General features: G+C 71.7%; 19 protein-coding genes and 1 pseudogene. 12 read left to right on the top strand and 8 right to left on the bottom strand.

The genetic code is table 11. From position 1 onward, the window contains the following. Position 1 precedes the first annotated feature (1 nt). Positions 2 to 589: a TlpA disulfide reductase family protein gene (locus tag EPA64_RS01350; protein ID WP_134724435.1), complete on the top strand. Its 588-nt coding sequence runs from the start codon at positions 2 to 4 to the stop codon at positions 587 to 589. Here the strand turns inward: EPA64_RS01350 and EPA64_RS01345 are convergent. Continuing rightward, entirely contained in the window at positions 576 to 1,184 is a 609-nt protein-coding gene (locus tag EPA64_RS01345) for a DNA-3-methyladenine glycosylase I (RefSeq protein ID WP_134724434.1), read from the bottom strand. The genes EPA64_RS01350 and EPA64_RS01345 overlap by 14 nt on opposite strands. An 89-nt stretch (positions 1,185 to 1,273) precedes the next feature. On the opposite strand from EPA64_RS01345, the gene EPA64_RS01340 reads away from it, so the two are divergent. After that, positions 1,274 to 2,104 (top strand): EAL domain-containing protein, encoded by an 831-nt coding sequence (locus EPA64_RS01340; RefSeq protein ID WP_246026551.1) that lies wholly within the window; start codon positions 1,274 to 1,276, stop codon positions 2,102 to 2,104. A 226-nt stretch (positions 2,105 to 2,330) separates the two neighbouring features. Continuing rightward, positions 2,331 to 3,056, top strand: a complete 726-nt coding sequence (phbB, locus tag EPA64_RS01335; protein WP_134724432.1) for an acetoacetyl-CoA reductase — start codon at positions 2,331 to 2,333, stop codon at positions 3,054 to 3,056. A 210-nt stretch (positions 3,057 to 3,266) separates the two neighbouring features. On the opposite strand, the gene EPA64_RS01330 is transcribed toward phbB, so the two are convergent. Further along, positions 3,267 to 5,813: a transglycosylase domain-containing protein gene (locus EPA64_RS01330; protein ID WP_134724431.1), complete on the bottom strand. Its 2,547-nt coding sequence runs from the start codon at positions 5,811 to 5,813 to the stop codon at positions 3,267 to 3,269. Positions 5,814 to 6,189: 376 nt separating this feature from the next. On the opposite strand from EPA64_RS01330, the gene EPA64_RS01325 reads away from it, so the two are divergent. Further along, on the top strand, positions 6,190 to 7,569 hold the full coding sequence (locus EPA64_RS01325; RefSeq protein WP_134724430.1) for an ammonium transporter: 1,380 nt from the start codon (positions 6,190 to 6,192) through the stop codon (positions 7,567 to 7,569). 82 nt (positions 7,570 to 7,651) lie between these two features. Here EPA64_RS01325 and EPA64_RS01320 read toward each other — a convergent pair whose 3' ends face one another. Next, a complete protein-coding gene (locus tag EPA64_RS01320; protein WP_134724429.1) occupies positions 7,652 to 8,653 on the bottom strand; it encodes a polyprenyl synthetase family protein in 1,002 nt (333 codons plus the stop codon). A gap of 70 nt (positions 8,654 to 8,723) precedes the next feature. Here EPA64_RS01320 and EPA64_RS01315 point away from each other — a divergent pair, with 70 nt between their 5' ends. Genes EPA64_RS01315 through EPA64_RS01305 form a run of 3 tightly spaced genes read left to right on the top strand, consistent with a single transcriptional unit; the run spans position 8,724 to position 9,929 of the window. Further along, complete coding sequence (locus EPA64_RS01315; RefSeq protein ID WP_134724428.1) at positions 8,724 to 8,930, top strand: putative signal transducing protein; 207 nt, start codon at positions 8,724 to 8,726, stop codon at positions 8,928 to 8,930. Continuing rightward, entirely contained in the window at positions 8,927 to 9,709 is a 783-nt protein-coding gene (locus EPA64_RS01310) for a tRNA1(Val) (adenine(37)-N6)-methyltransferase (protein WP_134724427.1), read from the top strand. Before EPA64_RS01315 ends, EPA64_RS01310 begins: the two co-directional genes overlap by 4 nt. A 55-nt stretch (positions 9,710 to 9,764) precedes the next feature. Beyond that, positions 9,765 to 9,929: a YdcH family protein gene (locus EPA64_RS01305; RefSeq protein ID WP_134724426.1), complete on the top strand. Its 165-nt coding sequence runs from the start codon at positions 9,765 to 9,767 to the stop codon at positions 9,927 to 9,929. A gap of 112 nt (positions 9,930 to 10,041) precedes the next feature. Here EPA64_RS01305 and EPA64_RS01300 read toward each other — a convergent pair whose 3' ends face one another. Next, positions 10,042 to 10,638: an MlaC/ttg2D family ABC transporter substrate-binding protein gene (locus EPA64_RS01300; protein WP_134724425.1), complete on the bottom strand. Its 597-nt coding sequence runs from the start codon at positions 10,636 to 10,638 to the stop codon at positions 10,042 to 10,044. Continuing rightward, positions 10,628 to 11,380 carry an MlaA family lipoprotein gene (locus tag EPA64_RS01295; protein ID WP_134724424.1) on the bottom strand — a complete coding sequence of 251 codons (753 nt, stop codon included), beginning with the start codon at positions 11,378 to 11,380 and terminating at the stop codon, positions 10,628 to 10,630. Before EPA64_RS01295 ends, EPA64_RS01300 begins: the two co-directional genes overlap by 11 nt. 241 nt (positions 11,381 to 11,621) lie before the next feature. Between EPA64_RS01295 and EPA64_RS01290 the strand changes: the two genes are divergently transcribed. The 4 genes from EPA64_RS01290 to EPA64_RS01275 all read left to right on the top strand — a co-directional run bounded on the left by EPA64_RS01290 (position 11,622) and on the right by EPA64_RS01275 (position 18,115). Further along, entirely contained in the window at positions 11,622 to 13,364 is a 1,743-nt protein-coding gene (locus EPA64_RS01290; RefSeq protein ID WP_134724423.1) for a type I secretion system permease/ATPase, read from the top strand. 236 nt (positions 13,365 to 13,600) lie between these two features. Then, positions 13,601 to 14,845: an HlyD family type I secretion periplasmic adaptor subunit gene (locus tag EPA64_RS01285; protein ID WP_246026579.1), complete on the top strand. Its 1,245-nt coding sequence runs from the start codon at positions 13,601 to 13,603 to the stop codon at positions 14,843 to 14,845. 241 nt (positions 14,846 to 15,086) lie between these two features. Continuing rightward, on the top strand, positions 15,087 to 16,460 hold the full coding sequence (gene trkA / locus EPA64_RS01280) for a Trk system potassium transporter TrkA (protein WP_134724421.1): 1,374 nt from the start codon (positions 15,087 to 15,089) through the stop codon (positions 16,458 to 16,460). After that, a complete protein-coding gene (locus EPA64_RS01275; protein WP_134724420.1) occupies positions 16,460 to 18,115 on the top strand; it encodes a TrkH family potassium uptake protein in 1,656 nt (551 codons plus the stop codon). Before trkA ends, EPA64_RS01275 begins: the two co-directional genes overlap by 1 nt. A gap of 31 nt (positions 18,116 to 18,146) precedes the next feature. Here EPA64_RS01275 and nagZ read toward each other — a convergent pair whose 3' ends face one another. From nagZ to argS, 3 genes are all read right to left on the bottom strand, one after another. After that, positions 18,147 to 19,160 carry a beta-N-acetylhexosaminidase gene (nagZ, locus tag EPA64_RS01270; RefSeq protein WP_134724419.1) on the bottom strand — a complete coding sequence of 338 codons (1,014 nt, stop codon included), beginning with the start codon at positions 19,158 to 19,160 and terminating at the stop codon, positions 18,147 to 18,149. Next, on the bottom strand, positions 19,157 to 20,311 hold the full coding sequence (locus EPA64_RS01265; protein ID WP_134724418.1) for an SPOR domain-containing protein: 1,155 nt from the start codon (positions 20,309 to 20,311) through the stop codon (positions 19,157 to 19,159). The genes nagZ and EPA64_RS01265 overlap by 4 nt, the downstream gene beginning before the upstream one ends. Positions 20,312 to 20,389: 78 nt before the next feature. Continuing rightward, complete coding sequence (gene argS, locus EPA64_RS01260) at positions 20,390 to 22,135, bottom strand: arginine--tRNA ligase (RefSeq protein ID WP_134724417.1); 1,746 nt, start codon at positions 22,133 to 22,135, stop codon at positions 20,390 to 20,392. Between the two features lie 316 nt (positions 22,136 to 22,451). Between argS and EPA64_RS01255 the strand changes: the two are divergent. Continuing rightward, a pseudogene (locus EPA64_RS01255) lies at positions 22,452 to 23,879 on the top strand (DEAD/DEAH box helicase); the annotation flags it as partial. Between the last annotated feature and the right edge of the window lie 729 nt (positions 23,880 to 24,608).

Genomic DNA, 24,608 nt, shown 5'->3' with positions numbered 1-24,608 from the left:
CATGCTGCGTTCCCTGGTGCTTTATACGGCGCTCGCCCTTGGCGCAAACCTGCCGGCCGTCGCCTCGGCCACGCCCGCGGGCGGCGCGCAGGCGGCGCAGCCCGGCCCCGTCGACTGGCAGGCGGCGCGCGACGCGGGCCTGCCCAAGCTGGTCGAATCGTCGCCCGCCCCGGTGCCCGACGTTCCGTTTTCCGACATCGACGGGGGCACGCACAGCCTGGCGGATTATCGCGGCAAGCTGCTGCTGGTAAACTTCTGGGCGACCTGGTGCGCGCCCTGCCGCGAAGAGATGCCTTCGCTGGACGCGCTGCAGCGGCAGATGGGGGACGAGGATTTCGCCGTCCTGACCATCGCGTCGGGGCGCAACCCGCCGCCCGCGATCCGCAAGTTCTTCGAGGAATCGGCCATCACCGACCTGCCCACGCTGACCGACCCGACGATGGCGCTGGCGCGCGCCTTTGGCGTGATGGCGATGCCGGTCAGCGTGCTGGTGGACGCCGACGGCAACGAGATCGCGCGCATGTCGGGCGATGCCGACTGGGCGTCGCCTGCCGCGCTGGCCCTGATCGCGCAGCTCAAGCCGCGCTAGGCGGAACGGCCCCCGGTCCGGCGTCCCGCCGGTCGGGGTGGCGGTCGGGGTGGCGGTGGCAGCAGGTCAGGTGGTCGTTCACCATCCCCGTCGCCTGCATGAAGGCATAGGCGATCACCGGCCCGCAAAAGTTGAACCCGCGCTGCTTCAGCGCCCGCGCCATCGCCTGTGATTCCGGCGTCCGGGCGGGCACCTGCGCCGGGCTGTCCCAGCGGTTGAGGCGGGGCGACCCGCCGACGAAATCCCACAGGAACGGCGCGAAACCCTGGGTTTCCTCGATCTGCAGATAGATGCGCGCCCCCCGCACCGCCGCCTCGATCTTGCCGCGGTGGCGGATGATGCCGGGGTCGGCCAGCGCGCGCGCCACCTCGGCCTCGCCCCAGCGCGCGACGCGGGCCGGGTCGAAACCGTCGAACACGCGGCGGAAATCGTCGCGTTTGCGCAGGATGGTGATCCAGCTCAGCCCCGCCTGGAACCCGTCCAGCACCAGCTTTTCCCACAGCGCGCGCGGGTCGTGTTCCGGCACGCCCCATTCGTGGTCGTGATAGGCCACATACAGCGGGTCGGTCCCGCACCACGCGCAGCGCTGGGTCATCGCGTTAACCTTTCCGGCCGAAGTCCGGTCGCTTTTACCGGATGTTAGGGCATCCTTGCCAGTGTGTCCGCATCACCAAGGAGATTGCCGTGACCCGATTCGACGACGATCAGGACAAGCCTCAGCGCGGATCGCCCCTGGATTTCGCGGTCGGCGAACTGTCGCGGCTGACGCTGACGACGGTGCAGCGGGCGGTCGAACGGGGCGACGGGGTGCTGGCGTTCCAGCCGGTCGTGCAGTCCGCGCGCCCGGACAAGCCCGCCTTTCACGAAGGGCTGATCCGCATCATCGACGACACCGGACGCTTTGTGCCGCTGCGGGATTTCATGTGGCACGCGGAAACCACCGAACTCGGCCGCAGGATCGACTGCCTGGCGCTGGCGCTGGGACTGCGCGCCCTGGCCGAGGAACCGGGGCTGCGCCTGTCGATCAACATGTCGGCGCGGTCCATCGGCTATCCCGACTGGCTGGAAACCATGCGGCGCGGGATCGGCGTGGACGACAGCATCGCGGAACGCCTGATCCTGGAAATCACCGAAAGCTCGGCGATGGGGATGCCCGACCTGGTGATCCAGTTCATGCGCGAACTTCAGGGCCGCGGCGTCAGCTTTGCGCTGGACGACTTCGGGGCGGGCTATACCTCGTTCCGCTATCTGCGCGATTTCTCGTTCGACATGATCAAGATCGACGGACAGTTCATCCGCGCGATCTCGGACCAGCCCGACAACCAGGTGCTGGCCCGCGCGCTGCAGTCCATCGCCCATCACTTCGACATGTTCACGGTGGCCGAACAGGTCGAGACGGCCGAGGATGCCGCCTATCTGATCGACATGGGCATCGACTGCCTGCAGGGGTTCTATTTCGGCGCGCCGACGATCAACCCGCCGTGGCGCGCCCCCCATTCCGCCGCGCGCCGCTGACACAATGGGGTTACATACGGCGTGCAGGGGGATGGCTGACCGACCGGCTGCCGGACGTCGGGCCGGCGAAAAGGCCTGGCGGCACGCCCGTCAGGGGCGAGTCATCCTATCCGGCGCAGCCAGCACCCGCAACATCCTTATTGCCGCGCAAGGTCTTGCGAAACAATCTGTCCCGTTCTAGGCGTGGAACGCAACAGCATTGCGGCTGGCTTACAGGGAGGGGACGATGGCGAAAGTGGCATTGGTGACAGGCGGCTCGCGCGGGATCGGCGCGGCGATTTCCAGGGCGCTCAAGGACGCGGGCTATACCGTCGCGGCGGTCTATGCCGGCAACGACGAGGCCGCAAAGGCATTTACCGACGAAACCGGGATCAAGACCTATAAATGGTCGGTCGCCGACTATGACGCCTGCGCCGCCGGCATCAAGCAGGTCGAGGATGAGCTGGGCCCCGTCGACGTGCTGGTCAACAACGCCGGCATCACCCGCGACAGCATGTTCCACAAGATGACCCCGCAGCAGTGGAAAGAGGTCATCGACACCAACCTGACCGGCCTGTTCAACATGACCCACGGGGTCTGGAACGGGATGCGCGACCGCAAGTTCGGCCGGGTGATCAACATCAGCTCGGTCAACGGGCAAAAGGGCCAGGCGGGCCAGGCGAACTATTCCGCCGCCAAGGCCGGCGACATCGGCTTTACCCGCGCGCTGGCGCAGGAAGGCGCGCGCGCGGGGATCACCGTCAACGCCGTCGCGCCGGGTTACATCGGGACGGAAATGGTGCGCGCCATCGACGAAAAGGTGCTGAACGAACGCATCATCCCGCAGATCCCCGTGGGTCGCCTGGGCGAACCCGAAGAAATCGCGCGCTGCGTCGTGTTCCTCGCGTCCGACGACGCGGGCTTCATCTCGGGATCGACCATCAGCGCCAACGGGGCGCAGTTCTTCGGCTGACCCGCGCGACCAACGGGTCGCATCACGGCCGGTCCCCCCTCGGGGCCGGCCGACTGCATTGCCGCGCCCGGTTCACGCCCCGCTCAGTTCAGCCCCGTATCCCGCGCAACGTCTGGCTCAGCGCATGACCCGCGCGACTAACGGGTTGCATCACGGCCGGTCCCCCTCGGGGCCGGCCGACTGCATTGCCGCGCCCGGTTCAGGCCCCGCTCAGTTCAGGCCCGGTATCCCGCGCAACGCCTGGCTCAGCGCGTCCTCGACCGCGGCAGGCTGCGCCAGGTCGGCCTCGGGCACGTTGCCCGCGCGGGCCTCGGCCACCGCGGCCTGCATGGCGTCCAGCGTGTCGCCGACCCCGACCGTCGATCCGGCGCTGCGCGGGGGGGCGCCGGGCTGGTCGGGCACCGGCGTCACGCGCACCTCGGCCGGCAGCGGCGCTTGCGTCAGGGGAACCGGCGCGGGCTGGGGCGCGGGCGCAGGCTCGCCCATCGCCTCGGCCATCGCCGCGGACAGGGCATCCGCCTGCCCCCCCGGCAGGCCGTCCGGGGACAGCACCGCCCCCGGCGTCCCGATCTCGACCGCGGGCGCGCCCTGCCCCTCGACGGGCTGCGCGGCGGCCACCGCCTCGGCCAGCGCCGCGGCCAGCGGGTCGTTGGCGTCGGTCGAGATCACGTCCGACGCCGCGATCACCTGCCCCGCCGCGCCGGGCGCCACCACGTCCAGCGACTTGGCCGGCAGGCCCTCGTGCACCTCGGCCATGACCGCCTGCCAGATCTCGGCCGGCAGGCCGCCGCCGGTCACGCCCTTCAGCGGCGTGTTGTCGTCATAGCCCATCCAGACGCCGGTCACGTATTGCTCGGTGAACCCGATGAACCAGGCGTCGCGATAGGACGAGGTGGTGCCCGTCTTGCCCGCCGCCTCGCGCCCGTCCAGCCGGGCGCGGCGGCCGGTCCCGTTCTCGATCACCTGCGTCATCATGTAGATCAGCTCGGTCGCGGCCTTGGGCGAGATCACGCGTTCGCCCAGGCCCCCCGCCTGCCCGATCAGCGGCTTGTCGTCGCCCTTGATCCGCAGCTCGACCAGCCCATAGGGGCGGACCGAGGTGCCGCCGTTGCGGATGCCGGCATAGGCGCCGGTCATCTCCAGCAGGGTCGATTCGTCCACGCCTAGCCCCAGCGCGGGGCCGCGGGCCATGTCATGGGCAAAGCCGAAATCCTGCGCCACGCGGCGCACGTTGTCGCGGCCCACCGCCTCTTGCAGGCGGATCGCGGCCGTGTTGATCGACTGCGACAGCGCCGAGGTCAGCGTGATCGTGCCCTTGTAGTTGCGGGTATAGTTCTTGGGCGACCACGGGCCCGACCCCTTGACGTGGATCGTCAGCGGCGCGTCCTGAATGGTGTCGTTGGGGCCGAAGCCCTGGTCCAGCGCCGCCGCATAGATGAACGGCTTGAACGACGACCCGGTCTGCCGCTTGGCCTGCGTGGCGCGGTTGAAGGTGCCGGTCGTCGTCGTGTCGCGCCCGCCGATCATCGCGCGCACCGCGCCGTCGGCGGACATGACGACGACCGCCGCCTGCGCCTTGGACCCCTCGTTGACCTTCTCGTCGAACACCTTCTGCATCGCGCGTTCGGCGGCGCGCTGGATCTGCTGGTCAAAGGTCGTGGTGATGGTCACGTCCTCGGTCGTCTCGGTGGTCAGGAAACCGGGGCCGGATTCCATCACCCAGTCGGCGAAATAACCGCCGGCGCGGGCGGCGGCGGCGCGGCTCAGCACCGCGGGGTTGGCCTTGGTCGCGGCGAACTCGGCGTCGTCCAGATAGCCCTGCTCGTGCATCAGCCCCAGGATCACCGCGGCACGGTCCTGCGCGCGCTGCAGGTTCGACGTGGGCGAAAAATAGCTGGGCGCCTTGAGCAGCCCGGCCAGCATCGCCGCCTCGGCCGCGTTCACGTCGGCGGCGGGCTTGCCGAAGTAACGCTGCGACGCCGCCTCGAACCCGCGTGCGCCGGCGCCCAGATAGCTGCGGTTCATATAGATGTTCAGGATATCGCTTTTGGAATATTTCGCTTCCATCGCAAGCGAATAGGGGACTTCCTTCACCTTGCGCCACAGGGAGGAGGTGCGGCACTCGGCCTCGTATTCGGCCTCGGATTTCCACTGGATCGGGTCGAACTCTTCGCCCAGGCACAGCAGTTTGGACACCTGCTGGGTGATGGTGGACCCGCCGTTGCCCTCCAGCGGGCCGCGGCCCGCCGCCATGTTGATCTTGATCGCGCTGGCGATGCCGCGCGGGTCGATCCCCAGATGCGAAAAGAACCGCTTGTCCTCGGTCGCGACGACGGCGTCGCGCAGCACCGGGGCGATGTGGTCGGACGCGACGGTGTTGAAGGTCTCGCCCCGCCAGGCGAACACCCGCCCGTCGCGGTCCAGCATGGTGACCGATCCGCGCGCGCGCCCGTCGAACAGCGCCGAGGGTTCGGGCAGCGTCGACCAGTAATAGGCGACCGACACGCCCAGGATCAGCGCGACCGTCAGCCCCAGCCGCCAGACCGATCCCCACAGCACGCGCCAGATCAGCCCCAGCGTGCCGGCGACGCCGCGCGTCACGGCATTGCCGCGCTTGCGGCGAGGGGGCGGCGCGGCCCCCCGGCGGCGCGCGGCCTGCGGCGGCAGCCCGCCCGTCGGCGGCTTGCCCCCCGGTGCCGGTGCGTCCGAATAGCGCTTGTCGGCGGTGATCCGCCGCGGACCTGTCGGTCGTTTCATGCCTGTGTTCCTGCCCGGCCGTCCGCGCGGCGTTTCGCGCCGTCATACATCAGCCCGCCCCCGCTGAAAACAGGCGCGGCGGGGCGTGGGCGCGCGGTCGCCCAGTCGTGACCTGCCGTGTTCCGCGCCAGCCTGCACGCGGACTGCCCAAGCCTTGGGCAATCGCCCGCGATCCGCGGGCAAGGGCCGGCCCCGGACTGGACCGGGCGGGTGCGGCGGTTCCCCTTGGCGTCATGGCGGCCCGACCCGCGGGCCGCGTCAGACGGATCGAGGGAAGATGACCCACAGCCCAACGCACCCGGCCCCGTGCCGCCCGCCGCTTGACCCCGCCCGCGCTGTCCCGCGGGCGCCGTGGCGCCATGCCCTGCCCGCCGCGATGATCGCGGCCGTCGTTCTGGCTGGCGATGCGGCGCTGGCGCAGCCCGTGGCCGATACGGCCGCCGCCGCGCCGGTCCCCGACAAGGGCGACACCGCCTGGGTGATGATCTCGGCCATTCTGGTGATGATGATGACCCTGCCGGGACTTGCGCTGTTCTATGGCGGGCTGGTGCGGTCGCGCAACGTGCTGTCGGTGCTGATGCAGGTGCTGGCGACATTCTGCGTCATGGCGATCCTGTGGGTCGTCTTCGGCTATTCGCTGGCCTTCACCGGGGCCGCCACCGCCGGGGACGCAGGCCCGCTGACCCCGTTCATCGGCGGGCTGTCCAAGGCCTTCATGGCAGGCGTCAACCCCGGCACCGTCGCGGAAAGCTTTTCCGCGGGCGTGTTCATCCCCGAATATGCCTTCGTGATCTTCCAGATGGCGTTCGCCTGCATCGCGCCCTCGCTGATCGTCGGCGCCACGGCCGAGCGGATGAAGTTTTCCGCCATCCTCGCCTTTGTGGTGATCTGGTTCGTGTTTTCCTATCTGCCGATGGCCCACATGGTCTGGTGGTGGGGCGGTCCCAGCGCGCATGACGCGCCGTCGGGCTATCTGTTCGGGCACGGCGCGCTGGACTTTGCCGGCGGCACGGTCATCCACATCAACGCGGGCGTCGCCGGACTGGTCGCGGCACTGGTCGCCGGTCCCCGCATCGGCTGGGGCAAAGAGCTGATGGCCCCCCACAACCTGACATTCACCCTGATCGGCGGTTGCCTGCTGTGGATCGGCTGGTTCGGCTTCAACGCCGGTTCCAACCTCGAGGCGAACGGCCTGACCGCGCTGGCGATCCTGAACACCGCCGTCGCCACCGCCGCCGCAGCGCTGGCGTGGAGCTTTGGCGAGTGGATCATGCGCGGCCACCCCTCGCTGCTGGGGGGCGTGTCGGGCGCCGTCGCGGGGTTGGTGGGCATCACGCCGGCCGCGGGGTTCGTCGGGCCGATGGGCGCCATCGCCATCGGGCTGGTCGCGGGGCTGGCCTGCATGTGGGTCGTCGTGACGCTGAAATCGCGCATCGGCATCGACGACAGCCTTGACGTGTTCGGCATCCACGGCGTCGGCGGCATCGTGGGGGCGATCCTGACCGGGGTCTTCGCCGCGCCGTCGCTGGGGGGGTCGGGCGTCTTCGACTATGCCGCCAATGCCGTGGCCGATTTCGACATGGGGCATCAGGTCTATGTCCAGACGCTGGGCGTGGCGATCTGCATCGCGTGGTCGGGCGTCGTGTCGTTCGTCGCCATCCACCTCGTCCGCGCGGTCATCGGGCTGCGGGTCGCCACCGCCGACGAACGCCAGGGGCTGGACCTGACCACCCACGGCGAGAACGCCTATAACTGAGGCCCCGCACCAATGACAAAGGCCCGGCGACGGCGCCGGGCCTTTTGCGTGGGGTCTTTCGGGGGCATCGCCACCCGTGCGGTCAGGCCACCCGCGCGACCACGAAATCGGCCAGCTCGCCCATAAGGTCGCGCAGCTCTCCGCCCGGCAGGTCGGCCAGCGCCGCGCGGGCGCGCCCGGCCCAGCCCAGCGCGTCGTCCCGCGCCGCCTGGATCGACCCGTGCCGCGCCAGGATCGCCAGCGCGCGGTCCAGGTCGCCGGGCTGCTGCTGGCCTTTCTCGATGGTGCGTTCCCAGAACGCGCGCTCGTCCGCGTCGGCCTGCGCCACCGCCTTGATGACCGGCAGCGTCAGCTTGCGTTCGCGGAAATCGTCGCCGACGTTCTTGCCGATCGTCTCGGTCGAGCCGCTATAGTCCAGCACGTCGTCCACGATCTGGAACGCCACGCCCAGCGCGTCGCCGTAATCGAAAAGCGCACGCACCTGCGCGTCCGTGCCGCCCGCGACGACGCCCCCCACCTCGGTCGCGGCGGAAAACAGCGCCGCCGTCTTGCCGCGCACGACCTGCAGATAGATGTCCTCGTCGGTGGCCAGATCCTGCGCCGCGGTCAGCTGCAGCACCTCGCCCTCGGCGATGGTGGCCGCGGCGCTGGCCAGGATGTCCATCACCCGCATGCTGCCGGTTTCGGTCATCAGCTGGAAACTGCGCGCGAACAGGTAATCGCCGACCAGCACGCTGGACTTGTTGTCCCACAGCAGGTTCGCGGTCGGCCGCCCGCGGCGCTGGCTGCTTTCGTCCACCACGTCGTCATGCAGCAGCGTGGCGGTGTGGATGAACTCGACCGTGGCCGCCAGCAGATGGTGGTGCGTGCCCTGATAGCCCAGCAGGCGCGCCGCCGCGATGGTCAGCAGCGGGCGCAGCCGCTTGCCGCCCGCGCCGACCAGATGCGCCGTCACCTCGGGGATGCGGGGGGCGTGGCGGCTTTCCATGCGCGTGCGGATCAGCGCATCGACCGCGCCCATGTCGGCGGCCAGCAGGCCCGACAGCCGGTCCAGCGGTTTCGAGACCTGTTCGTTCACACCCATGTCACCCACCCTTTCGCGCGGGGATTGCCATGCCGTGGACAGTTTCGCAACCGCGCCCTAGCGTGGAAAGATGAAGGAAATCCTGCGCGCCACCGATCCGCTGACCCTGACCCATGCCGCCGCCGTCCTGTCGGGCGAGGGCATCCCCAGCTTTGAGTTCGACCGGCACATGAGCGTGCTTGACGGCTCGATCGGGATCCTGCCGCGACGGCTGATGGTGGCCGACCAGGATCACTTCCGCGCCACGGCGATCCTGCGCGACATGGGGATCGGATGACCGCGGCCGCGACCGCAGCCCCGCAGGCGACCCGCCGCGACGCGTTCCTGGGCGGGCGGCTGCAGCTGATCCAGCCTGCCCACGGCTATCGCGCGGGGGCGGACGCGGTGATGCTGGCGGCGGCCTGTCCCGCCGCGCCGGGCGCGCGCGTGCTGGATCTGGGATGCGGCGCGGGGGCCGCGCTGCTGTGCCTGGGCGCGCGGGTGCCGGGGCTGGCCCTGACGGGCGTCGAACGCGACCCCGACACCGCCGGGCTGGCGCGCGCGAACGCGGCGGCGAACGGCATCGAGGCGCGCATCGTCACCGCCGACGTGACCGCCCTTCCCGCCGCGCTGCGCGCCGAGAGCTTTGACCACGCCATCGCGAACCCGCCGTTCTTCGGCCCCGGCACGCAGGCGCCGGACCCCGCCCGCGCCGCCGCCCGGCACGAGGCGACGCCGCTTGCCGACTGGATCGACGCCGCCTTGCGCCGACTGGTCCCCGGCGGCTCGCTGACGCTGATCCACCGCGCGGCGGCGCTGGACCGCATCCTGGTCGCGCTGGACGGCCGCGCGGGGGCGGTCACGGTCCTGCCCGTGGCGGCGCGGGCGGGGCGGGATGCCGGGCGCGTCATCGTCGGCGCGCGCAAGGGTGCGCGCGGCCCGCTGCGCCTGCTGGCGCCCTTCGTCATGCACGCAGCGGCGGCACATCTGCGCGACGCCGAGGATCTGACGCCCGCCGCGCAGGCAGTCCTGCGCGACGGGGCGCCGATCCCGTCATGGTTGTTTTGCGGGGGGTGACAGTTGCCCGGATGTGTGATGGAATCATGACATCGACCACAGTCAGGAGGATGAGATGACCGTTCAGTCCCATGTCCAGGAACTGCGCAGGAAGCACCAGAATCTGTCGGACGAGGTCGAGCGGGCGCAGCGAACGCCCAGCTCGGACGATCTTGCGATCGCAGCCATGAAAAAGGAAAAGCTGCGGCTCAAGGAAGAGATTTCCCGTCTCGGCCACTGACCACCGCCACTGACTACGCGGCCCGCGCGAATCGACCCGGGACATGGAATCGAAAGGCCGGCGCCCCTTGCGCCGGCCTTTGTGTTGCAGGGCCGCCGCCTCGGGCGGGACGTCAGCCCGCCTGCCGCAGGTCGGCGGTCAGGGCCGCCACGTCGCCGCGCCGCCGCGCCAGCATCGCCGCGATCTCCTCGCGCTCCGAGGCGAGCATGTTCACCCCCTCGATGATGATGTTGAAGAACCGCGGCCGCCCCGAGCGGTCCGAGACGTGCCATTCCACCGCCATCGGGTTCTGCCCGCGCAGATAGGCGGTCGAGGTGACGGCCCAGAACGATTTCAGCGGCCGCGCGGCCCCGACCTCGATCCGGCCGCCGATGAACTCGCGGAACCGCTTGCCGTATTTCCGCGCGATATAGCCCTGCATCGCGGCCTTGAACTCGGCGAACTGCGCGCCCCCGATCTGGCGCGCGACCGGCCCCAGCGCCGATCGCGCCATCGCGTCCACGTCCGCATGGCGGGCGAAGATCCCCTCGAAGTCGCGCAGCATCTGCGCGGCCGGGCGTCCCGAGTTGATGACGGCATAAACCTCGTCCACGGCGCGGTGGATCAGCGCGACGGCCCCGTTCTGGTCCAGCGCGCGCGCCGGCGCCGCGGCCAGCACGCAGCCCCCCGCGACCAGCCCCAGGAATCCGCGGCGGGTGTCATTCGGCATAAGGGTCAATGGCGTCCTGCTCCTGCTTCAGCTCGAACCGGCGGTGCTGCAGATACAGCAGCCGCGTCTGCGCGTAACTGTCGGCACTGTCATGCAGAACCGAGTCGACCGTCGAGCCGAATTGCGCCCGATCACCGGCTTTTGACACGATACGCGCGCCGGTGCCCGCGATCTTCTGCTCGTCGGTCAGGACGCTGTCCAGCGGGTCGATGAACAGGTCCACGACCTTGCCCGCCAGGTCGCGTTCGGTCGACGGCCCCAGCACCGGCAGTTCCAGATACGCCCCCTCGGGGACGCCCCAGACGTGCAGCGTCTCGCCGAAGTCGGTGTCGATCTCGGGCAGCGCGAAATCCGCGCCCGCCGGGTCCAGGACGCCGCCCAGGCCCACCGTGGTGTTCACCAGAAAGCGGAACGTGTTGCGCACCGCCGGTTCGGGGCGGCCCTGCAGCAGGCTGTTGACCACCTTGCCCGGCAGCGACAGGTTCGACCCGAAGTTGCCGATGGCCGCGATCGGCCCCGCGGGAATCGCCGTGGGCCCGGCGGGCGCGGCAGCGGTCGTGGCGGCGGCGGCATCGTCCCCGCCGCCCGCCGCGCGTGCGACGGGTCGCAGCACGGCGGCGTCCAGCCCCTTGTTGAACGCGTGGACGCGCCGGTTCATCGGCTCATACGGGTCGTTGACCGCGCCCGGCGCGGCGGGGGCGCAGGCGGACAGCGTCAGGATCAGCAGGATTGCGGCGCGCACGAACGATTCCTTAAAGGTTGCCCGCTATCAGGGCTGCGACGGGTGCCGGCGAACAGGGGGCCTGTTTCGGGGGCTGCCGATGGGATAGACATTGGATGGACTCGCGGCAACTGCCGCGCAGCGGATCGGGCGCACGGGCGGCAAGGGGTTGCCGGCCCGGCGCGCGGGCAATACGGCTGGCCGGGCGCGCCCGGCGAGCAGGACGGCATGGGCGGTGGCCCAACAGGGAACGGCGGGGACGATGGCGGCGATGACGGGGCGCCATGACGGGTTTGCCGAACTGCGCGCCGCGCGGGGCGGAAACACGTCCCTGATCGCGGCGGTCGCGCTGTTTTCCGTGGCGGTCAACCTGCTGAACCTGACCGGGCCGCTGTTCATGATGCAGGTCTATGACCGGGTGCTGGGCAGCGGCTCGGTGCCGACGCTGGTGGCGCTGTTCGGGGTCGTTGCGTTCCTGTTCGCCATGATGGGCGTCATCGACCTGGCGCGCAGCCGGGTGATGACCCGCGTCGCGATGCGTTTCCAGGACCGGCTGGAATCGCGCGTGTTCCAGGCCGCCCTGCAGGAAGGCGCGCTGACCGGCCAGCAGGCCGCGGCCCAGGGCGGCCTGCGCGACCTTGAATCGGTGCGCCAGCTGATCGGCTCGCCGGTGCTGATGGCGCTGTTCGACCTGCCCTGGGCGCCGCTGTTCCTGGCGGGGCTGTTCCTGTTTCATCCGGTGCTTGGCGTCGTGGCGGTGATCGGCGGCATCATCCTGGTGATGACGACGTTCCTGAACCAGCGCATGACGCGCCTGCCGCTGCAGACCGCGGTCGTGGCCGGGCAGTCGGCCGACCGCGCCGCCGACCTCTACCGCGACGAGGGCGAGCTGATCGGCGCGCTGGGAATGCGGCAGGCCAGCTTTTCGCGCTGGCGGGACGCCCGCGACCGCGCCGCCGACGCGACGATGCTGGGCAGCGACCGGGGCGCGGGGTTTTCGGTCTTTTCGCGCACCTTCCGGCTGTTCCTGCAATCGGCGCTGCTGGCCGCGGGCGCGTGGCTGGTCCTGCGCCAGCAGGTGACGCCCGGCGCGATGATCGCAAGCTCGATCCTGATGGGTCGGGCGCTGGCGCCGGTGGAACAGGTGGTCGGCGGCTGGTCGCTGGTGCAGCGCGCGACCGACGGATGGAACCGTCTGGGCGCCCTGCTGACGCGCCGCCCGCCCGAACCGCAGCGCACGCCGCTGCCCCGCCCCGCCGCAAGGCTTGAGGTCGCGAACCTGTCGGTCGTGCCCCCCGGCCAATCCGCCGCCACCCTGCGCGGCGTCAGCTTTACCCTTGCGCCCGGGCAGGCGCTGGGGGTGATCGGCGCGTCGGGGGCCGGGAAATCGACGCTGGCCCGCGCGCTGATCGGGGCATGGCCGCCCGCCGCCGGCAGCATCCGGCTGGACGGGGCGACGCTGGACCAGTACGACCCCGACGTGCTGGGCCGGCTGATCGGCTATCTGCCCCAGCAGGTGACGCTGTTCGACGGCACCATCGCCGAGAATATCGCCCGCCTGTCGCCGCGTCCCGATGCCGACGCGGTGGTCCGCGCCGCCACGGCCGCGGCCGCGCACCGCATGATCCTGGACCTGCCGCAGGGCTATGACACCCCCATCGCGCAGGCCGGGGCGCGGCTGTCGGGCGGCCAGATCCAGCGGGTCGGGCTGGCGCGCGCGCTGTATCAGGAACCGGTGCTGTTCGTGCTGGACGAGCCGAACTCGAACCTCGACAACGAGGGGTCCGAGGCGCTGAACATCGCCATCCGCGCGATCAAGGCGCGCGGCGGCGCGGTCATCATCATGGCGCACCGCCCCGCGGCCATCGCGGAATGCGAACTGCTGCTGGTCATGGAACAGGGCATCCGCCGCGCCTTCGGCCCGCGCGACGAGGTGCTGAAATCCACCGTCCGCAACGCCGAGGAAATCAGCCGCACCAAGGGCGCGGGCGGGGGCGTGACATGACACGCCCCCCCCTGCCCCCCCCTGCACCCGACGCCCCGGTCCCGCCCGGGCGTCCCGGCAAGGTCAGCCCGCGCCCCGCGCCGGTGGCCACGGTCGATCCGGCCGCCCCCCTGCCGCGGCTGGTCCGGCCCCGGCCCGCGCCCGGGGACAGCGCCGCTCCCGCGCCCGCCGCGGCGCAGGGCGACCGGGAGGGGCGCTGGCCCGCACGCGGCGCGCTGTGGCTGGGTCTGGTGGGGATGCTGCTGCTGATCGGCGGCTTCGGCGGCTGGTCGGTGTTTTCGCGCATCGCCGGCGCCGTCGTCGCCCCCGGCCAGGTCGAGGTCGAGCAGCACCGCCAGATCGTCCAGCACCCCGACGGCGGCGTCGTGGCCGAGATCCTGGTTCGCGACGGGCAACGGGTCGCCGCAGGCGACACGCTGATCCGGCTGGACGGCACGTTGCTGCAGACCGAACTGGCCATCGTCGAGGGCCAGTATTTCGAGATCCTCGCCCGCCGCGGCCGGCTGGAGGCCGAGCGCGCCGACGCGGACAGCATCGCCTTTCCCGACGAGCTGCGGAACGTCGCCGCCGAACGGCCGGAACTGGGGGCGCTGATGGACGGACAGACCAGCCTGTTCAACACCCGGCGCGACACGCTGGCCCAGTCGGTCGACCAGTTGGACAAGCAGGCCGAACAGGTCCGCCTGCAGATCGACGGCATCGACGCGCAGACGACCGCGCTTGCCACGCAGCGCGAACTGATCGGCCGCGAACTGACCGACCAGCGCAGCCTGCTGGCCAAGGGCCTGGCCCAGGCCCCCCGCGTTCTGGCGCTGGAGCGTGAGGCCGCGAGCCTGGACGGCCGCCGGGGCGAGGCTGTCGCGATGCGTGCCCAGGGCGAGACGCGCCTGACCGAGATCGACATCACCAAGCTGAAACAGGCCGCCGAACGCCGCGAGACCGCCGAAACCGAACTGCGCGACCAGGGCTATCGCGAGTTGGAACTGGCCGAGCGCCGCCGCGGCCTGATCGAACAGATCGCACGGCTGGATATCCGCGCGCCGGTGTCGGGCATCGTCCACCAGATGCAGGTGACGACGCCCCGATCGGTCATCCGCGCGGCCGAACCGGTGCTGTATATCGTCCCGCAGGACCGGCCGCTGGTGATCGCGGCGCGGCTTGCCCCGATCAACGTCGACGAGGTCCGCGCCGGCCAGGACGTGATGCTGCGGTTTTCCGCCTTCTCCAGCCGGACCACACCCGAGATCCAGGGCGTGCTGGCGCAGGTCTCGGCCGATGCCGTCGTCGACCAGGCCACGCAGATGCAGTATTACCGCGCCGAGGTGACCATCCCCGAGGATGAGCGCGCCAAGCTGGGCGACATGGCCCTGATCCCGGGGATGCCCGTCGAAGTCTATATCCAGACCGGCGAACGCAGCCCCATCGCCTATCTGATGCGCCCGCTGACCGATTATTTCGCCCGCGCCTTCCGGGAAAGCTGACTCGGTGGCCACCTCCCCGCCGTCCGCTGCCGCCGCCGGGGGCCATGCATGGCGCGAGCGGCGGAACGCCACCGCAGGATGGATCGCGCCAACCCGGCGGGCCGCGACGGCAGCCGGCCCACGCCACCGCCGCCGTTTCCCGCAAGCGGCTTGCCCCCGGCGGTCCCCCCGGCCTAAGCCTGTCGGCACGACGCGGCCGCAGGACGCGCGGGCAAACCCGCCCACAAGGAAAGCCAGACCCATGCGGATCATCATCTGCGGCGCCGGGCAGGTCGGCTGGCAGATCGCCCGGCAGCTGTCGGGCGAAGGCAACGACATCGTGCTGATCGACAAGGACGAACGCCTGATCCAGCAGGCTAACGAGGCGCTGGACGTCCAGGGCATCGTCGGCCACGCCAGCCACCCCGACGCGATGGAACGCGCGGGCGCGCGCGACTGCGACCTGCTGATCGCGGCCACCGCCTCGGACGAGGTCAACATCGTCGCCTGCGAGGTCGCGCACGCGCTGTTCGACGTGCCGCGAAAGATCGCCCGGCTGCGCGCGCCGGCCTATCTGGACCCGCGCTATGCCGATCTTTACCGCGCCAAGCACCTGCCGATCGACGTGCTGATCAGCCCGGAACGGGAAATCGCGCTGGCCACGCTCAGCCGTCTGGACGCGCCGACGACCTTTGACACGGAAACCTTCATGGACGGGCGGGTGCGGATGCTGGGGCTGGCGCTGCCCGCCGACTGCCCGGTGCTGCACACGCCGCTGCGCCAGCTGGACCAGACGTTTTTCGGCCTGCGCGCGGTGGTGGTCGGCGTCCGCCGCGGCACGCGGCTGTTCGCGCCGGAACCCGGCGACCAGCTGATGCCGGGCGACCAGGCCTATGTCGTGGCGGCGACGCCGGACGTGGACCGCACGCTGGACATCTTCGGCCGGCCCAGCCACGGCGTCCGGCGGGTCGTCATCATCGGCGGCGGCAATGTCGGGGTGGCGGTGGCGCAGGCGCTGGAACGGCAGGGCGACCTGCACGTCAAGCTGATCGAACGCGACCGCGCCCGGGCCGAGGCGGCGGCCGACCTGCTGGGGCGGACCATCGTGCTGAACGGCGACGGCATGGCCGCCGACCTGATGGCCGAGGCGGGCGTGCCGCAGGCCGACGTGGTGCTGACGCTGACGCAGGACGACCGCACCAACATCCTGGCCGCGGTGCGCGCGCGGCAGGCGGGGTCGCGCATGGTGATCGCGCTGATCAACGACCCCTCGCTGATCCCGCTGGCGGCCAACCTGGGCATCGACGCGCAGATCAGCCCGCGCGCGGCCACCGTGTCCACCATCCTGCGCCACGTCCGGCGGGGCCGCGTCCGCGACGTCTATTCCCTTGGCGACGCCGAGGCCGAGCTGATCGAGGCGCAGGTGCTGGCCGGATCGGCGCTGGCGGGAACGACGGTGCGCGACCTCAAGCTGCCGCGCGGCGCGCTGCTGGCCGCGGTCGAAAAGGCCGGGCAGGTGCTGAAGCCCCGCCCCGACATGCGGCTGGACCAGGGCGATCTGGTGCTGATCTTTGCGCTGGCCGGCGACATACAAGAGGTCGAGGGCCTGCTGCAGGTCTCGGCCGACTGGTTCTGATGGACCGCGTCGCCCGCCTGCCGGTGCTGGTCATCGCGGGGCTGGTGATGGCGGCCGCGATGGCGCTGCCGGCGATCCATGCCCTGGCCACCGGGCGCCGCGACATCGCGGCGATCTTTGCCGGCGCGGCGGCCGTCGGCCTGGTCGCGGGCGCGATCGTGGCGCTGGCGACCGCGGCGCCGCCCGCCGCCGCGCCCTCGCGCGGGGTGCTGATGACGATGATCGGGGTCTATGGCGGGCTGCCGCTGATGGCGGCGGTGCCCTTCGCGGCGGTGCAGACCGACACCGGGCTGTTTCATGCCTGGTGGGAGATGCTGTCCTGCCTGACCACCACGGGCGCCACGCTGTATGACGCCGAACTGCTGGCCCCCAGCCTGCATCTGTGGCGCGCGACGACCGGATGGCTGGGCGGGCTGTTCATCCTGGTCGCCGCGATCGCGCTGATGGCCCCCCTGCGGGTCGGCGGGTTCGAGATCATGGACCGCTCCACCGGCGCCGACGAACGGTTCCAGCGCCTGCAGGACACCTCTGCCCGACCCGAGCTGCGCCCGGGCCGCGACTATGCCGCGCATCTGGCCGATCCGGCGCTGCGGCTGGTGCGCTGGGGCGCGGCCATCGCGCCCCTGTATGTCGGCCTGACGCTGGCCCTGTGGCTGGGGCTGATGCTGGCGGGCGACAGCGGTTTTCACGCGCTGGTGCGCGCGATGGGCACGCTGTCGACCAGCGGCGTGGCCGCGCGCGCCGGCCCCGTGGGCCAGACCGGCGGCGTCGCGGCCGAGCTGATCGTCGCGGCGTTCCTGCTGTTCGCCCTGTCGCGCCGCACCTGGCCCGGCGGCGGCGAATTGCTGGCCAGCCCCCGCCTGCGCGGCGACCCGGAACTGCGCATGGCGGCCGGGCTGATCCTGCTGGTGACGCTGGTCCTGTTCCTGCGCCCCTTCCTTGGCGCGTTCGAGGCTGTCGCGCCCACGGGCGACCCGCTGCCCGCTGCCGACACGCTGACCGGCCGCCTTGCGCGCGCGGCGGCCGCCGCATGGGGCGCGGCCTTCACCGCGCTGTCCTATCTGACGACGACCGGCTGGACATCGGTCCACTGGGACGGCGCGCGCGCCTGGTCGGGCCTGTCCGCGCCCGGTCTGATGCTGGCGGGGCTGGCGATCATGGGCGGCGGCGTCGCCACCGCGGCCGGGGGCGTCAAGCTGCTGCGCGTCCACGCGCTGGCGATGCACAGCCGGCGCGAGCTGGACAAGATCGTCCACCCCGCATCCATCGCGGGCGGCGGCGCCATCCAGCGGCGGCTGCGGGGCGAGGGCGCGTATCTCGCCTTCATCTTCTTCATGCTGTTCGCGCTGTCGATCGGGCTGACGGTGGCGCTGGTCTCGCTGCGGCCCGTCGCGTTCGAGACGGCAACGATCCTCAGCGTGGCCGCACTGACCAACACCGGCCAGCTGGCCGAGGCGATCCCCCTGGTGGCGGTCTTCGACGGCAGCGCGGGCATCGCCGGCGCACCCTGGCAGGGCTGGGCGGGGCTGTCGGTGCTGACCAAGACCGTGCTGGCGGCCGCGATGGTCGCGGGCCGGATCGAGACGCTGGCGATCCTGGCCCTGCTGGCGCCTGCGGGCTGGCGGACCGGCGGGCGGGCGGGCTGGCTGCGCTGACGGCACAGTCGCCGCGCGCCCGGGGGGCGCCTCAGTCGCCGGTCAGCGCCGCCAGCTTGGCGCGCAGGGCGTCGTCCTCGTCGTCATCAGGCGGTCCGCGCCGGGCCAGCGCGGCGTCGGCCCGCGCCACCGCCGCCGGGGAAAGGCGCCCGGCCGCGGCGGTGACGGCGGCGAACTCGGCCCGGGTCATGTTGCAGGCCAGCACCACGTCGCAGCCCGCCGCGATGGCCGCAGTGGTGCGTTCCGCGGGCGTCCCGGACAGCGCGTTCATGCCGATGTCGTCGGTCATCAGCAGCCCGGCAAAGCCGATGCGGTCGCGGATCAGCCCGATCGCGGCGGCCGAGGCTGTCGCGGGCCGGTCGTCCAGCCGCGTCAGCCGGATATGCGCCGTCATCCCCAGCGGCAGGTCGGCCAGCGCCCGGAACGGCGCGAAATCGGTGGCGTCCAGGTCGTCCAGTCCGGCGTCCAGCACGGGCAGGTCGTGGTGGCTGTCCACGCGCGTGCGCCCGTGGCCCGGCATGTGCTTGACGATGGGCAGCACGCCCGCCGCCAGCAGCCCGTCCGCCGCCGCCCGGCCCATCGCGGCCACACTCGCGGCGTCGGTCCCGAAACAGCGGTTGCGCAGGAATGGGTGGGTCGCGTCGTCCGCGATGTCCAGGCAGGGGGCGGCGTTGGCGTCGATGCCCACCGCGCGCAGTTCGCGCCCCATCAGGCGGTGGCGCAGATGGACCGCACGGGCGCCATCGGCGGCGCTGTCCATCGCCGCGGGCCAGTCGGTCCAGTGGGGCGAGCGCAGGCGCTGGACGCGCCCGCCCTCCTGGTCGGTCATGACCAGCGCGTCGCGGCCGACCGCCTCGCGCAGCCCGGCCGTCAGGCGGGCGACCTGCGCGGGCGTGTCCACGTTGCGGGCAAACAGGATGAACCCCCAGGGGTCGGCGTCGCGCAGGAACGCACGCTCGTCGCGTCCCAGCGCCAGCCCCTCGACCCCCAGGATGGTGGCCGACGCGGGCGCCCCGCCCTGCGGGGCGGTGCCCTTCGGGGTCACTTGGCGACGGCGGGGATGCAGTCGGTCCCGGCCTCGATCAGCGCGGCGCAAAAGCGGCGGGCGTCGTCGCGGCTGTCGAACCCGGCCACCCGCAGGCGATAGAAGGTGCGGCCGTTGACCTGATGTTCCTGCACGACCGGCGCCTTGCCCGAGAACAGCGCCCCGAACCGGCCCGAGACGCGGGTGAACTCCGACTGCGCGATGGCGTTGCTGTCGAACGCCCCGATCTGGACCAGCGGCGCGCCGGCGGCGGGGCGGGCGGCGGCGGGCGGTTCCGCGGCGGGCGCGCTTTCGGGCGCGATCGCCAGCGCCGCAACCGGGGCTGCGTCGGACGCGGGCGCGGCGGCGGCCAGCCGGCGGGGGCGCGGCAGCGGCCGGTTCGCGGTGGTGACCGAGGGGACGGCCCCCGCCTCGGCCAGCGCGGCGGTGATGGCGGTGTCCTGCGCCGGACGGCCGTCGGCGGTGGTGACGGCGGCGCCCACGGGCTGCGCGTCGGTGTCGCCGGGGGCCACGGCGGGAACCTGCGCCAGCGCGGCGGTGTCGGCGGCAGTGTCGGCTGCGGCCTGATCGGCGGCAAGGCGCGCGGCCTCGGCGTCGGTCAGCGCGACGGTGTCGGCGGCGTCCTCGACCAGCGGCTGGTCGCTGGCGGCGGCGGGTTCATGCGCCGTGGCGCCCAGTTCGCCCATTGCCACGTCCTGCCCCGACAGCGCCGTCGGCGCGGGCGCGATGGCCACCCGTTCGACGGGCGCGGCGCCGGTCCCGGCGGCCACGGCGTTGACGGCAAGGCCGGTGCGGTCGCTCAGCTCGCCCCCCGGATTGTCGGGGGCGATGCGGGCGTCGCCTTCGACCGCGCGGATGACGGGCACGCCCGACACGTCGCGCACGACCAGGCGATAGCCCCAGACCGCCAGCGCGCACATCAGCAGGACCGAGACCAGCGCGCCCAGGTAATGCGTCAGCCGCGCGACGCGCCCCAGCACGCTGTCGCGGTCGGTGATGCGGGCGGGCGCGCCCGCGGGGCGCGCGTCGTCCCACGCCTCGTCCGGCCAGTCATGCGCCAGAAAATCATCGAGGGATTCGTCGTGAACGCCGTGACCGGCCCGGCCACGCGCGCCGTCGTATCCGCCCGCGCGGAAATCCAGCACCGTCATCGCAATGTTCCTGCCTGTCCACCGGGTTGGCCCGGTTATTCGTTGACCGCTCTCGTCCCCCGGCAGGCCACGCCTTGGTCAGCGCATTTCCTGGACCGGAGTGACGCCCAAGATACCCAAGCCCGCCGAAATGACAACGCTGACGGCGCGCACCAGCGCTATTTTCGGCGCTGTTGCCGTCGGGTCACCATCCTGGACGAACCGCAGCGAGGGTTCCTCGTTGCCGCGATTCCACAGCGCATGCAGGTCGGACGCAAGATCATAGAGGTAGAAGGCCACGCGATGCGGCTCGTGCGCGCGGGCGGCGATGTCCACCTGGCGCGGCCACTCGGCGATCTTGCGCGCCAGCGCCAGTTCCGCCGGATGGTCCAGTCCCGACAAATCCGCCCCGGCCAGCGCGGCGTCGGAGGTGTCCACCCCCATGTCGGCCGCGCGGCGCAGCACCGAATGGGTCCGGGCGCTGGCATATTGCACATACCAGACCGGGTTGTCCTTGGACTGTTCCAGAACGCGGTCAAAGTCGAAATCCAGCGCCGCGTCGTTCTTGCGCGTCAGCATGTGGAACCGCGTGACGTCCCGCCCCGCCTGTTCCACCACGTCGCGCAGCGTGACGAAGGTGCCCGCGCGCTTGGACATCTTGAACGGCTCGCCGTTCTTCCACAGCTTGACCAGCTGGATCAGCTTGACGTCCAGCGGCACCCGCCCGCCCGACAGGGCCGAAACCGCCGCCTGCATCCGCTTGACATAGCCGCCGTGGTCGGCGCCGAAGATGTCGATCAGCTGGTCGAACCCGCGGTCGATCTTGTCCCAGTGATAGGCGATGTCGGGCGCGAAATAGGTCCACGACCCGTCCGACTTGCGCACCGGGCGGTCCACGTCGTCGCCATGCGCGGTGGACCGGAACAGCGTCTGTTCGCGCGCCTCCCAGTCCTCGGGCAGTTTGCCCTTTGGGGGCGCCAGCACGCCCTCATAGATCAGGCCGGCATCATCCAGCCGCCGGATGGCGGATTCGATCCGGCCGGTGCCATACAGCGCCTTTTCGGACGAATAGACGTCCATCGCCACGCCCAGCAGGGCCAGATCCTCGCGGATCATGGCCATCATGCGGTCGGTGGCAAACTCGCGCAGCGGCGCCAGCCATTCGGATTCGGGCCGGTCCAGCAGGGTCGGCCCGTATTCCGCCTTCAGCGCCTCGCCCACGGGGATCAGATAGTCGCCGGGATACAGCCCCTCGGCAATCTGCGGGTCCAGTCCGTGCGCCTCGCGATAGCGTTCATAGGCGGAACGCGCCAGCACATCGACCTGCGCGCCGCCGTCGTTGATATAGTATTCGCGCGTGACGTCGTGGCCGGCAAAGGCCAGCAGGTTGGCCAGCGCGTCGCCGAACACCGCGCCGCGCATGTGTCCCACATGCATCGGGCCGGTCGGGTTGGCGCTGACGAACTCGACGTTGATGCACTCGCCCGAACCCGCGGCGGCGCGGCCGAAGTCGGCGCCCTGTTCCAGCGCGGCGGTCAGCACCCGCTGCCACTGACCGGGGGCAAGGCGCAGGTTCAGGAACCCCGGCCCCGCCACCTCGGCCGCGGCGATGCGGGGGTCGGCGGCCAGTTCGGCGGCCAGCGCCTCGGCGATGTCGCGCGGCTTGCGTCCGGCGGGCTTGGCCAGCACCATCGCGGCGTTGGTGGCCATGTCGCCGTGGGCGGCGTCGCGCGGCGGCTCGACCGCGACGGCGGACAGGTCCAGCCCGGCGGGCAGCACGCCGCGGGCGCCCAACGCGGCCAGCGCATCCACCACCAGCACGCGGATATCGGCAAACAGGTTCATGCGAAAAATCCCTTCGTCGCCGGTTCGGATAGCGAAGTGCAGGCCCCGCCGCAACATCGGCGCACGGCGGACGCGGCGGACGGCACGGCATCGGGCGGCGTCCACCGCCATGCCCGCGCCCCCGTTTCGCTGCGCCGCACCGCGGCGTTCCCCGCCGCCCGGCCGTGGCCCAAGTTGACTGGATGCAAGTTTTGCGCTAAGGGCCGCAAGCCCGCATCCGGCGGGCGACCGAGGGGCGCATGAGGTTGGCCGCGTCCCGCAACCGCGCCGTGCGCCGGCGCGTCGGACCGCTGCATTTCCTCATGAAAGTCTACTGATGACAAAATTCTCCGATCTCAAGCTTGACCCCAAGGTGCTGCAGGCCGTGGCCGAGGCGGGCTATGAGACGCCGACCCCGATCCAGGCCGGGGCGATCCCGCCCGCGCTGGAAGGTCGGGACGTGCTGGGCATCGCCCAGACCGGCACCGGCAAGACCGCGGGCTTCGTGCTGCCGATGATCACCCTGCTGGGCCGCGGCCGGGCGCGCGCGCGGATGCCGCGCAGCCTGGTGCTGTGCCCCACGCGCGAACTGGCCGCGCAGGTGGCCGAGAACTTCGACACCTATGCGAAACACACCCGCCTGACCAAGGCGCTGCTGATCGGCGGCGTTTCCTTTGGCGAGCAGGACAAGCTGATCGACCGCGGCGTGGACGTGCTGATCGCGACGCCCGGCCGCCTGCTGGACCATTTCGAACGCGGCAAGCTGCTGCTGACCGGCGTGCAGATCATGGTCGTGGACGAGGCCGACCGGATGCTGGACATGGGGTTCATCCCGGATATCGAGCGGATCTTCCAGCTGACCCCGCCGCTGACCCGCCAGACGCTGTTCTTCAGCGCCACGATGGCGCCCGAGATCGAGCGCATCACCAACACCTTCCTGCACAACCCCGAGCGGATCGAGGTCGCGCGCCAGGCCACCACCAGCGAGACGATCGTGCAAAAGCTGGTCGAGATCACGCCGACCCGCAAGGACCAGTCCGCCAAGCAGAAACGCGAGCTGCTGCGCGCGCTGATCGACGCCGAGGGCCCGGAATCCGAGACGGGCGGGCTGAAGAACGCCATCATCTTCTGCAACCGCAAGACCGAGGTGGACATCGTCGCCAAGTCGCTGAAGGCGCATGGTTATGACGCGGCGCCCATCCACGGCGACCTGGAACAGCGCCAGCGCATGGCCACGCTGGACGGCTTCCGCGAAGGCGCGCTGCGGTTCCTGATCGCGTCGGACGTGGCGGCGCGGGGGCTGGACATCCCGGCGGTCAGCCATGTGTTCAACTTCGACCTGCCCAGCCATGCCGAGGATTACGTCCACCGCATCGGCCGGACGGGCCGCGCCGGGCGCACCGGCACCGCCATTTCCATCGCCACGCCGGCCGACGACAAGTATCTGGCCGCCATCGAGAATCTGGTCAAGCAGACCCTGCCCCGCGCGCCGCTGCCGGAAGGGTTCTCGCTGACCGAGGCGGCGATGTCGGCGCCCCGCCCGCCGTCGGAACGCGGCGGCCGCGCGCCCGCCAGCCGCACCCGCAGCCGCGTGCGCGGCGAGCGCAAGCCGGTCGAGGCCGCGCCCCTGGCCGAACCCGCCGCGGCCGTCCCCGAACTGGCCGAGCAGCCCGAGACCCGCGTCGAGGCGCGCCCGGATGCGCGCCCCGAGCCGCGCCGCCGCGACGACGACCGCCGCGAGCGCGACGACCGCCGCGGCGACCGCCAGTCCGAACGCCAGGCCGAGCGTGGCGGCGAGCGCAACGGAGAGCGCGGCACGGACCGCGGCGACGAACGCCGCGAGCGTGGGAACGACCGTGGCAATGACCGCCGGGGCGAACGGGGCGACCGCAGCGATGAGCGCAACGACCGCCGGGGCGACGAGCGCAACGACCGGCGCGGTGACCGCAACGACCGTGACCGCAACGACCGTGGCCGCGACCGGGATCGTGGCCCGGCGGTGATGGGCATGGGCGAGCATGTGCCCGATTTCCTGCTGACCAGCTTCACCCCCTCGATCGCGGCGACCGCCGCGCGGATCGGTGCGGCCGAGGCCGCCGAGGCGCTTCAACCCGCGGCCGAGCCGCAGGCGCAACCGGCGCAGACCCCGCAGGCCGGACAGGCCGCGACCGACACCCCGCCGATGACCCAGGACGGGCTGGACGCGCACGCCGAAGCCGCCACCCCGGCCGCGGCGGAAGTTGCGGCGGAACCCGTGGCCGAGGCTGTGGCCGAAGCCCCCGCCAAGCCCAAGCGCACTCGCACCCGCGCCCGCAAGAAGCCCGTCGAAGCCGCGCCCGAGGCCGAGGCGGCGCAAGCCGACGCCACGCAGGCCGACGCCGCGCAGGATGCGCCCGCCGGGGCCGAAGCGGACGCGGCCAAGGCCGACGCCGCGCGCGAACCGGCCCCTGCCCTGCCCGAGGAACGCGAAGCCGTCGCCCCGGACGCCGCCAGC

The sequence above is a fragment of the Paracoccus luteus genome, assembly GCF_004522155.1.
Taxonomy (GTDB): Bacteria; Pseudomonadota; Alphaproteobacteria; order Rhodobacterales; family Rhodobacteraceae; genus Paracoccus; species Paracoccus luteus.
This window is presented reverse-complemented; position numbering and strand designations above follow the sequence as displayed.